Source organism: Candidatus Eisenbacteria bacterium (assembly GCA_026388185.1).
Taxonomy (GTDB): domain Bacteria; phylum Eisenbacteria; class RBG-16-71-46; order JAFGJU01; family JAFGJU01; genus JAPLKG01.
Map to the genome: position 1 here is coordinate 1 of JAPLKG010000015.1, position 11419 is coordinate 11419.

Annotated in this window: 10 protein-coding genes; all 10 read left to right on the forward strand. The window is 56.7% G+C overall.

Going from position 1 to position 11419, the window contains the following annotated elements:
- A partial coding sequence (locus tag NTX17_08990) for an asparaginase (protein MCX5801507.1) occupies positions 1-360 on the forward strand: 360 nt, incomplete at its 5' end.
- A gap of 125 nt (positions 361-485) precedes the next feature.
- Entirely contained in the window at positions 486-1238 is a 753-nt protein-coding gene (locus NTX17_08995; GenBank protein ID MCX5801508.1) for a citryl-CoA lyase, read from the forward strand.
- Between the two features lie 39 nt (positions 1239-1277).
- The gene (locus NTX17_09000) at positions 1278-1910 is read left to right on the forward strand and encodes an HD domain-containing protein (protein ID MCX5801509.1); all 633 of its coding nucleotides are present in this window, start codon (positions 1278-1280) and stop codon (positions 1908-1910) included.
- 4 nt (positions 1911-1914) lie between these two features.
- The gene (locus NTX17_09005; protein ID MCX5801510.1) at positions 1915-3171 is read left to right on the forward strand and encodes an aconitase/3-isopropylmalate dehydratase large subunit family protein; all 1257 of its coding nucleotides are present in this window, start codon (positions 1915-1917) and stop codon (positions 3169-3171) included.
- 30 nt (positions 3172-3201) lie between these two features.
- Positions 3202-3696 carry a 3-isopropylmalate dehydratase small subunit gene (leuD, locus tag NTX17_09010; protein ID MCX5801511.1) on the forward strand — a complete coding sequence of 165 codons (495 nt, stop codon included), beginning with the start codon at positions 3202-3204 and terminating at the stop codon, positions 3694-3696.
- A 14-nt stretch (positions 3697-3710) separates the two neighbouring features.
- The gene (locus NTX17_09015; protein ID MCX5801512.1) at positions 3711-4967 is read left to right on the forward strand and encodes a 3-isopropylmalate dehydratase large subunit; all 1257 of its coding nucleotides are present in this window, start codon (positions 3711-3713) and stop codon (positions 4965-4967) included.
- 28 nt (positions 4968-4995) lie between these two features.
- The gene (locus NTX17_09020) at positions 4996-5484 is read left to right on the forward strand and encodes a 3-isopropylmalate dehydratase (protein MCX5801513.1); all 489 of its coding nucleotides are present in this window, start codon (positions 4996-4998) and stop codon (positions 5482-5484) included.
- A 27-nt stretch (positions 5485-5511) separates the two neighbouring features.
- The gene (locus tag NTX17_09025) at positions 5512-6567 is read left to right on the forward strand and encodes an isocitrate/isopropylmalate dehydrogenase family protein (protein MCX5801514.1); all 1056 of its coding nucleotides are present in this window, start codon (positions 5512-5514) and stop codon (positions 6565-6567) included.
- An 83-nt stretch (positions 6568-6650) separates the two neighbouring features.
- Positions 6651-9452 (forward strand): pyruvate, phosphate dikinase, encoded by a 2802-nt coding sequence (gene ppdK, locus NTX17_09030; protein ID MCX5801515.1) that lies wholly within the window; start codon positions 6651-6653, stop codon positions 9450-9452.
- 262 nt (positions 9453-9714) lie between these two features.
- A partial coding sequence (locus NTX17_09035) for a hypothetical protein (protein MCX5801516.1) occupies positions 9715-11419 on the forward strand: 1705 nt, incomplete at its 3' end.

An 11419-nucleotide genomic window follows, 5' to 3' on the forward strand; every position in this document is an offset into this window, starting at 1 on the left:
GAGAGCCTGCGCCGAATTCGGGACGCAATGGCTCAATACCCGGAAATGGTGGCTGGTGAAGGTAGGGTCTGTACTGCTATCATTAGGAGCACCGGGGGTCGGGTCATCGCCAAGGGCGGTGGTGAGGGAATATATTGCGTCGGCGACGGAGACAAGGGAATCGGCATCTGCCTCAAGGTCGAGGACGGGTCGGCGAGAGCCGTCGCTCCCGCTGCAATGGAAGCCATGAGACAGATGGGGCTTCTTACCGAGAGCGAGCTTGAGGAGCTGAGAGAATTTCGGACGACCCCCGTCACGAACCATCGCGGAAAGATTGTGGGTGAAGTCAGACCGTGCTTCGAATTGGAGAAATGTGTCTGAGCGACCGAGATATCTTTTCGGATCGGATAAATGTGACAAGAGAATCGCGATCGTGTGGCAGGCTCGGAGCGCGTTTTAGACTCTGTAGCCCGTAGACTTTGGAGGCGTCAACCGCCGGAGGCCAGATGAGCTGGGTCACAAGAATCACCAAGATCGAGCCTAACAGAATCACGGTACGAGGGCAGAGACTCGACGAGCTCATGGGCAAGTTGAGCTTTGCGCAGGTGGTCTACCTCATTCTGAAGGGTGAGCTGCCGAGCGAGTCTCACCGGAGAGTGCTCGATGCGATACTTGTTGCATCGATAGACCACGGCGTCACACCGCCGTCCACGGTCGCAGCGAGGACCGTGGCTTCGTGCGGGGTGCCGCTCACGGCGGCGCTGGCCGCGGGAGTGATTTCGATCGGAAAGCATCACGGCGGCGCCGTGGAAGACTGCATGAAGGCTCTCAAGAGCGCCGTCGACGAGGCGAAGAAGAAGGGGATTTCGTTTGACGAAGAGGCCCGAGACGTTGCCCGCAGACTGAAGGACGAGGGAAAGAGACTGCCTGGCTTTGGACATCGCGTCCACACCCAGGACCCCAGGACAAAAAAGCTCCGTGAACTTGCGGCAGAATCCGATCTCAAGGGCCCTCACGTCGAGATGACCGAGTGCCTGGAAAGAGCCCTCAAGGAATCCTCGGGCAAAGAGCTTCCACTCAACGTTGACGGTGCAATCGCTGCCCTACTTTGTGAGATGGATTTTCCGCCTTCACTGGGGAACGCATTCTTTGTGATTGGCAGAGTGCCCGGTCTCGTCGCTCACATCCACGAAGAAACGAGTACCATGAGACCCATGAGAACCGTCGTTCCCTCTGAGGCAGAATACCAGGAGAAATAGCGTTCGGTCTTGATTTGTCCGCCGTTGAAGGGGGTTAACATGAAAGGTAACGAGCGTCTCAGAGGACACAAGATCATCCAAGGACGGAAGAGCGTCCGAAGAACGGCGAGCGTCGGAGGGCAGGCCAGCGTCAAGGAAGAGATGAGGAGACTCCTCCCGGAATGTGAAGAGATCTCCGACGTCAAACTTCGCGCGGCGACTCTGAAGGCGTGGGTTCTCGGCCTCGAGAGGGGAGGCTGGAAGCCTTCCGACATTGACTTTCTCCCCTTTACGCTGCTCATACCTGAGTGTGACGTGAGCCTGCTTGCCCACACACGCGCCGTGACGAAAGCGGCGATCAAACTCGGAGACGTTGTTGCGGAGTTCTTCTCCGAGTCTCTTTCGATAAACAAGGACGTGCTCATTTCCGGCGCCCTGGTACACGACGTCGGGAAGCTCCTCGAATTTCAGAAGAAGCAGGGTTTCTTTGTGAAAAGCCCGACCGGGGCTCTGTTGAGGCATCCTTTCTCGGGTGTCTTCCTCGCGGAGAGAGCGGGGCTTCCCCCCGAAGTCATCCACATCGTGGCCGTCCATGCTCACGAAGGAGACGGCGGATATAGAAGCGCTGAGGCGATAATCGTGAATCACTGTGACTTTGCCCTGTTCGAGTCCCTCAAGGCAAAGGGCAGGTGAAGCCATGACAATAATCGAGAAGATCCTTTCAACAGGCTCCGGCAAGGCAGTGAAGCCGAACGACAGGGTTTGGGCGGGGATAGATCTGGCCGTCATCAGAGACTTCGGAGGCCCGAACGTGGTCATTGAATACGAAAAGACCTTCGGCGAGAGACCGGTGTGGGACCCTTCACGGGTGGCTCTCACGTTTGATTACCAGGCTCCCGCCAAGGTTTCGGACGTTGCAAACAACCAGAGAATCTGCAGAGAATTCGCCAAGAAACAAGGCATACAGAAATTGTTCGACGTCAACGCCGGCATCGGTCAGCACGTTCTTCTGGAGCACGGTCTTATACGTCCCGGTTCCATTGTCGTCGGAACCGACAGTCACATGAACCTGCTCGGCGCTGCGGGATGTTTCGCAACCGGAGTCGGGACCACGGACATGGTGGCCACATGGTACGCGGGCAGGCTGTGGTTCAAAGTACCGGAGACAATCAAAGTCAATTTCAAGGGCAAGTATTCGTTTCCCACGACCGCGAAGGACCTCACTCTGTACTTCATTTCTCGCATCGGTCCGGACAAGCCGAACTACAAGTCGCTCGAGTTCTACGGGGACGTAATCAACGGTTTCCAACTGCATGACGCGATCACGCTCGCCAGCATGATCACGGAAATAAATGGAAAGATAGGCTTCGTGCCCACCAATCACCAGATCTCTGAATTTCTCAAGAGCCGCATGGGAGAGGCTTCGGAGCCCGTCTTGGCAGACGCCGACGCGACCTACTCCGAGAGCATCGAGATTGACATACATGACCTGCCCCCTCAGGTCGCCTGCCCGCACGCACCTGGAAATGTGAGGCCGGTCTCCCAGGTGAAGGGGACTCACATAGATTTTGCGTTCGTGGGTTCGTGTACGAACGGGAGATACGAGGACCTTTCCGAGGCCGCAGCGGTGCTCAAGGCCGGAGGACGGGTTCATCCTTCCGTTCAGCTCACGATAGTGCCGGCCACGATTGAGGTGGCAAGAAAATGCCTCAAGGCGGGTCATTACGAAACGTTCCTGGAGGCGGGTGCGATAGTGACTAATCCGGGCTGCAGTTTGTGTACGACGGGGCATCACGGCGTCCTCGGCAAGGGCGACGTGCTCATAAGCACGTCGAACAGGAATTTTCTCGGAAAACTGGGTAAGGGGTCTCAGGTTTACCTGGCGAGTCCGGCAACGGTGGCCGCGTCTGCGGTGAAGGGCGAAATCGCCGATCCGGGCGAATTCCTGAGGTAGTACCGAACGATAAACCACGGAGCGATTGCCATGAAACTGAAAGGTAGAGCGTGGGTGACGGGGGACGACATCGACACGGATCAAATCTATCACGGCCAATACTTGCCGGTAACCGACCCGCACGAGATGGCCAAACATGCCATGGAGTACGTTCCCGGCATGGAGAATTTTCCGCGCGAAGCACGAAGCGGAGACGTGGTCGTGGCCGGGAAAAACTTCGGGACCGGAAGCTCGAGAGAGCACGCGGTGTTGTGTCTTCAGTACCTCGGGATTTCGTGCGTGGTTGCCAAGTCCTTCAGCAGAATTTTCTTCAGGAACGCGGTCAACCTGGGCTTTCCCGTCATCGAATGTCCCGAGATCTCTGACACCATGAAGACCGGCGATATCGTCGAGGTGCACGTTGACAGCGGTAAGATAATCGATCTCACGACGGGTGAGTCATTTCAAGGAATCCCGGCGTCCGGTCTGGAAAAGGAAATCGCGGGGTCCGGAGGACTGATCGAGTATCTGAAGAAGAACGCTTAGGTGGAAGGGGAAGCATGGGACTCACGTTCGCGGAAAAGCTCCTCGCCTTTAAGGCCGGGACTGACTTTGTGCAACCGGGGCAGATAGTGGAAGTGTCGCCCGACGTTGCGATGAGCCACGACAATGCCGGTCTTGTGATAAGACAGTTCAGACAGATCGGCGTCGACAGAGTGTGGGATCCGTCAAAGATAGTGATTCCACTCGATCATCGCGTGCCCGCAGAATCCACCAAGACCGCAAATGCTCACAAATCAATAAGAGAGTTCGTCAAGGAACAAGGAATAGCCTCGTTCTACGACGTGGGAGAGGGGGTCTGCCACCAGGTCCTGGTGGAAAAGGGACACGTGCTTCCCGGAATGCTCGCGCTCGGCACCGACTCGCACACCACGTCGTACGGTTGCGTTGGGGCCTTCGGTACCGGAATAGGCGCGACCGAGATGGCGGCCGTGTGGGCGACCGGGAAGATATGGCTGAGGGTGCCCGAATCCATAAGGGTTCACGTGCACGGCAGTTTCCCCGAGATGGTCTTTCCGAAAGACTTCATTCTTCATCTCGTGGGGAGACTTGGAGCCGAAGGCGCAAACTATTGCTCGGTGGAATTTCACGGACCCGCGATGGCCGGCATCGGAATCCCCGGTCGGTTCACCATCTGTAATCTCTCGATGGAGATGGGCGCGAAGAACGCCGTCGTGCCCGTTGACAGAGTCACCACCGCGTTTTTCGAGGGTCTGAAAGTGACGGGCGGCAAGGCATTCCATCCCGATCCCGACGCGGCCTACGTGCGAGAAGAGACCTGCAACATATCGCTGATGGTGCCGCAGGTGGCCTGTCCCCACGGCGTCGACAACGTGAAGCCCGTCGCCGAAATGGAGGGCACGAGGATCGATCAAGCAGTGCTTGGCTCGTGCACTAACGGAAGAATTGAAGACTTGAGAGAAGCGGCATCCGTCATGGCCGGGAGACGTGTTCATCCTCACGTGAGGATGCTCGTTGTTCCCGCCTCGAGGACCGTTCTTCTCGAGGGAATAAGGACCGGCGTTATCACGGAGCTCATAGAGGCCGGGGCCGTGCTGGTGAATCCCGGGTGTGGTCCCTGTCTGGGCGCGCACGAAGGAATCCTCGCCGACGGCGAGATCTGCATCGCGTCGACAAATCGCAATTTCAAGGGCAGGATGGGGAGTCCGACATCCGAGGTCTATCTGGCAAGTCCTGCCACCGTGGCCGCGAGCGCGGTCGCCGGAAAGATAACGGATCCGCGAAGGGTGAAGTGAGTCAAGGAGGGCGGGTAGGTTGGAAACAATGAAAGGTCGAGTCTGGGTGCTCGGCGACAACGTCGACACGGACGTCATATATCCTGGGAAGTATCTCCCGATAATCGTTCCGGAGGAGATGGCGCTTCATGCGCTCGAGGGAGTCGACCCGCAGTTCGCGAGCAAGTTGAAACCGGGAGACATAATCGTCGCCGGCTCGAACTTCGGATGTGGTAGTTCGAGAGAGCAGGCCGCCACGTGTCTCAAAGCCGCGGGCGTGGCCGCGGTTGTTGCCGGTTCGTATTCGAGGATATTCTTCCGCAACGCCCTCAATCAGGGTTTGCCCCTCGTCGAATCAAGAGAATGCAGCAAGCGCGTCAAGGAAGGCGACGTCGTGACGATTGATTTTGGACGAGGGAAGATTCTCCTTCCCGGGGGAGAGATGTCTTTCGAGCCACTGCCTTCCTTTCTCACGGAGATACTCGAGGACGGAGGTCTCATAGAGCACACAAAAAAGAAGATCGCGAAGGAACAATAGCTGACGAGAGAATAGCTGGAGGATCTTATGGCCAGGTACACGATTGCATGGATGCCCGGGGACGGAATCGGAGTGGACGTTCTGGACGCGGCGAAGATTGTTTTTGATGCAATGGCGCTGGACGCCGAGTACGTCACCGCCGAGATAGGCTGGACCTGCTGGGAAAGATACGGAAACGCGCTTCCGGATGCCACGGTCGAGATTCTCAAGAACTCTACGTGCGGATTCTTTGGCGCCATCACTTCGAAGCCGCACGTTCCCGGCTACCGCAGTCCCATAGTCAAGATGAGGCAGCTCTTCGATCTCTACGTCAATCTGCGTCCCTGCAAGGCCTATCCGGGAAATCCTCTAAACCTGAAGGAAGGCATAGACCTCGTGATCTTCCGCGAAAACACCGAGGGCCTCTATTTCGGGGCAGAGTTCTTTCCGATGCCGAAGGAAATAGCCGGACTCGAAGGAGTGAAGGGAAGGGTCGATCCGAGCGAGACGGCAGTGTCACTCAGAGTGATAACGCGCAAGGGCTCTCACAGAATTGTTAAGGCCGCCTTTGAATACGCAAGAAAACACGAGAGGAAGAGTGTCACCGTGGTGCACAAGGCGAACGTCCTGAGAAAGACGTGCGGTCTCTTCCTGGAAGAAGCTCAGAAGGTCGCCAAGGAATTCGCGGACATCGAGTACAGAGAGGCCAACGTTGACGCAGTCGCCATGTGGCTCATCAAGAATCCGACCGATTATGACGTGTTCGTGACGACGAATCTCTTCGGCGACATAATCTCCGACGAGGCGGCCCAGCTCGTGGGAGGCCTCGGTTTTGCTTCGTCGGGCAACATAGGCGAGAAGTTTGCCGTCTTCGAGCCTACGCACGGCTCCGCCCCCAAGTACGCCGGCCAGTACAAGGTAAATCCCATGGCGACGCTGCTTGCGGCGAGATTGATGCTGGAATGGCTTGGAGAAACGGCGAAGGCTCAGAGGCTCGAAGCGGCAATAACCGCCGTAATAAGAGAGGGCAGGAAGAGAACGTACGACATGGGCGGAACCTCGACCACACTGGAAGTCGCTGAAGAAGTCGCAAGAAAAGTCTGAACGTGTGATTCGGGGGCATGATTGCAGGATTTGATCGAACCGCGTGACCTGGTATTGTAGTGACTCATTCGGAGGAATGGTTGATGAAGCAGGACAAACACATCTTCTTCTTCGGCGAGGAAGAAACTCACCTCGGTGTGGAGATCAAGGACGTCCTCGGAGGCAAGGGGGCCGGCCTTTTCGAAATGACAAGAGCAGGTTTCCGCGTGCCGCCGGGATTCACGATCAGTACGCGGGTTTGCAGAATCTACTATGAGAAAAATGGAGAACTTCCTCTCGACTATCTTGAGGAACAGGAAGAGAACCTCAAGCAACTTGAAAAGATCATGGGGAAAAATCTGGGAGACGACCGGGACCCGCTCCTCGTATCCGTGCGTTCCGGAGCCAAGTTCTCGATGCCCGGGATGATGGACACTATTCTCAATCTCGGTCTGGGCGACAAGAGCGTGGAGGGCCTGGCACGCAAGACGGCCAACGATAGGTTCGCTTACGACGCATACAGACGATTCATTCAGATGTTCGGCAGTGTCGTGCTTGGTGTGAGCAAGGCTCTCTTTGAAGAGGAACTTCAGGCGGTGAAGGCACGAAAGGGAGTGGAAGAAGATACCAGGCTCGATGCTCAAGACATGAAAGAGGTTTGCCGCCGCTTCAAGGAGCTGATCAAGCGCGAGAAGGGGATTGAATTTCCGCAGGATCCTCGCAGGCAGCTCGACATGGCGAGAGACGCCGTTTTCGGATCCTGGAACAACGAGCGGGCGATTTTCTACAGAAGGCAGAACTCCATACCTGACGAGATCGGTACGGCCGTGAACGTGCAGGCGATGGTCTTCGGAAACATGGGCAGTACTTCCGGCACGGGCGTGGGTTTCACCAGGAATCCTTCTAACGGAGAGAGAAAGTTCTACGGTGAATATCTGATCAATGCTCAGGGTGAAGACGTGGTGGCAGGGATACGAACCCCCAGACCCATCGACGAGCTTGCCGGGGAAATGCCGGACGTCTTCGAGGAACTCCAGGGTATCGTCGCGAAGCTGGAGCGCCACTACAGGGACATGCAGGACTTTGAGTTTACCGTGCAGGAGGGGAAGCTATACATACTTCAGACCAGAACTGCAAAGAGGACGGGGCCCGCGGCAGTCAAGATAGCAGTTGAGATGGCGAAGGAAGGCCTCATTAGCAAGGAGGAAGCGCTTCTTCGCGTAACTCCCGAGTCCTTGGATCAACTGCTTCACCGGCAGATTGACAAGAGCGCGAACTTGCGCGTCATTGCGCGAGGCCTTGCTGCGTCTCCGGGAGCGGCAAGCGGCGCCGTCGTGTTCAGTGCCGACGACGCAGTAGCGTGGTCGAAGAATCGCAAGAAAGTGATACTAGTCAGGAACGAAACAAACCCCGATGACATCCATGGCATGCACGCAGCCGATGGAATCCTCACCGCTACGGGAGGGATGACGTCTCATGCCGCCGTTGTAGCAAGAGGCATGGGCAAGACCTGCGTTGCAGGATGCGGGGCCGTGAAAGTGAACGAGAAGGAAAGATTCTTCACCGTAGGCAAGATAACGGTGAGAGAAGGAGACTTGATCACGATCGATGGCTCCACGGGCGACGTGATTCTGGGTGACGTCGGCACGGTTGAGGCAAAGGTCAGCGGGGAATTCGGAGAGTTTATGGGATGGGCCGACGGCGTCAGACGACTGAAAGTAAGGGCCAACGCCGACATACCCAGGGATGCCGCTCAGGCTAGAGCTTTCGGGGCACAAGGGATCGGTCTCTGCCGCACGGAGCACATGTTCTTTGCCGAAGAGAGATTGCCCGTAGTTCAGAAAATGATCATGTACGCGGCCGAAGCAAAAGCCACCGAAAGGGAAGTGCGCAACCTGGAAGCCCAGCTTGAGAAAGCTTCGTGGAAAGAAAAAGGGCAGCTTGAGACAGAGCTATCGGCAGCCAGGAAGAGAATGGAAGAACCCATGGGCATATACAAGGGCGCGCTGGCCGAGCTGCTTCCTTTCCAAAAAGCGGACTTCATAGGTCTCTTCAAGGAAATGGAGGGGCTGCCCGTTACCATCCGTACTCTGGATCCGCCGCTACACGAGTTCTTGCCCAAGAGGGAAGACCTCACGGCGGAGCTCGCATTGCTCCAGGAAAGGAAGGCGCCCCCCGAGCAAATCGAGAAGAAGAGCACCCTCTTACGCAGGGTAAACGATCTGCACGAGTTCAATCCAATGTTGGGTCACAGGGGATGCCGGCTCGGAATTGCCTTCCCCGAGATAACTGAAATGCAGGTTCGGGCGATCTTCGAGGCAGCGTGCGAGTTGGCCAAGGATGGTAAGACGATCGTCCCCGAGGTCATGATACCCCTGGTGGGACACGTGAACGAGTTTAGAGAACAAAAGGGAATAGTTGATAGAATGGCCAAAGAGACCATGGAAAAGTGTGGAGTGAAGATTGAGTACCTTGTCGGTACAATGATTGAATTGCCGAGAGCTGCTGTGACTTCGGACGAGATAGCCGGGGAGGCCCAGTTCTTCTCTTTCGGCACGAACGATCTCACCCAGATGACGTTTGGCTTTTCCAGGGATGACGCGGGGAAATTCCTCCCTCAATACATAGAGCAAGGCATACTCGAAAAAGATCCGTTTGTCACGATAGACCAGGACGGTGTAGGTCAACTCATGAGGCAAAGCGTTGAGAAAGGCAGAAAGGCAAGGCCGAATCTCAAGATCGGCATTTGCGGTGAACACGGAGGCGAACCATCGAGCGTGAATTTCTGCCACAAGCTGGGGCTTGACTACGTCAGTTGTTCACCGTTCAGAGTTCCTATTGCAAGGCTTGCCGCGGCACAAGCTCAACTCAGGGAAGCAGGGGTGGGAGAGAGCCTTTCGATTTGACCGCGGTTTTTCCACGAACCTATCTGTACGGACCTCTTGGGCGCACCCTCTTGCGCAATCACATATCCTTGCGTAACCGCACATCGAATCCCGCAATTCCAGCGCTTCTACCGAGCACTGCAAACGGCGCCACGTGGCATGCTTGTTGCAACCTGTGGTCTGAAACCGAAACTCCTTTAGTTTCAAGCTGAAAAGGGGAGTTTGCGGTAAGAGATTTGTCCTTGCGGAAAGGCTTCTTCCAATGCCGGGACGGAAGGTTTCCATGCTCCGACACCGACAGCTTACAGACATAGTGGCGCGGCAACGGCTTTTCGCGGTCCCAGTGAGGTTCGCCGCCGTCTGGGCAGTTCTTTCTCTTGTTGCTTCCGCGCCGTGCCTGGCCGCACCTGGGAGCGGCACTGCCGAAATGTGGCCCAACACGGACGCGGTGGCCGGCACGTACGGCCAATGGACCATCAGGTACACTGCCGCAGAGGACTTCGGCGGGGACGGGGGTACGGTGGCTATCGATATTCCTGAGGGATGGAGTGCTCCCCAGCTTTCGGACTCGACCGTGGAAGGATTCGTGCGGGCGACGCTCTCGGGTCTGTTTGATCCTGACTCGCTGGTCATAGTGGACAGAACGATTCGTCTGCATATCGGAAGTCTCCCCCAGAGCTTTAGCAACGGAGACTTCGTTGAAGTCATCTACGGCGGTTCATACAGTCTGGCCAGGGCGCAGACCACGGCGCCGGACTCCGCCTCATTCGTTGTGAAGAGCGATCCGGATGGTGACTCTCCACAGGCCCTCACGTCAGGCTCTCCCAAGATCAGCGTTCTCCCCGGGCCGAGTTCCAGAGTGGTCGTATTCTTCGCCGGGAGCGAAGCGGGTGAGATAGGCTTCACCGCCGATCAGAACTCCAACGTCTTCACGGCCAAGGGATTTGACGACTACGACAACCCCACGGGCGGAGTAAGCTGCACGTGGAGCGTCACGGGCGAAATCGGTGAACTCGTCGGCGGTAAGGATTCGACCATCACCCTTGACGCTGACAAGACCGGTACCGGATACATCATTGCCGAAGACGACTTCGCCCACGTCGACTCGACGGGGCTCGTCACGGTCACGAACGGAGCCTACACGCGGCTCGACGTTGCCCAGGCCGACACGGCTGTCGCCGGAGAAGATTTCTCTGTTGCGGCGGCCGCCCTCGATGCTGACGGAAACATCGTCACTACCGGGGTCGGAAGTGACGATGTGCTCACTTTGACCGCGTGGAGCGACTCCGTTGGCAGTGTGCCCGGAACCGGAAGTCTTTTCATAGCGACCATGGACCTTTCGCAGGGCCAGGGCAGTATCGATGAGAAGTATTTCGTGGCCGAGTCCATCTACATCAGAGCCGTCGATGACGCAGACACCACGATTCGCGATTTCGGCCCGACGCCTACTGTCGTCACGCCCGGAAGTCCTTCCGTCCTTGTCGTCATCCCGGACAGCTTGTTCCTCGTTGCCGGCACGCAAGGGACGTTTTTGTTCACGTCGCTGGACTCCTTCGGTAACGTATCTCCCGTGTCCTCTCCGCAGACTCTGCAACTAGCGACAAGCTCTGTCTCGGGAGAGTTCAGGGAAGTTGGGGGAGTGGACGAGATATTTGAGAAGGTGATGGCGGAGGATAGTTCACAGGTTTCCTTCGACTACTATGACATTGGGGCTGGCGAGTTCCAGATCACCGTGACGGACGTTGACACAAATACCCCGGCATTCCCCACAGTCACGACGTACGCTTCGATTCGTTATTCCGTAGAGGATACTCTTATTGTGTCCAGCGTATCGGATCCTGTCGTTTCCGGAACTTCGAGCGACGTTGTCGTTGAGGTGAGGGACAGGTTTGGGAACAGGGTGCCTGACTACGATGGGACAATCGAGTTTTCGAGCAGCGACGGCAACCCCGAGACCGTTCTTCCACCTGACTACACGTTTGTTCTGC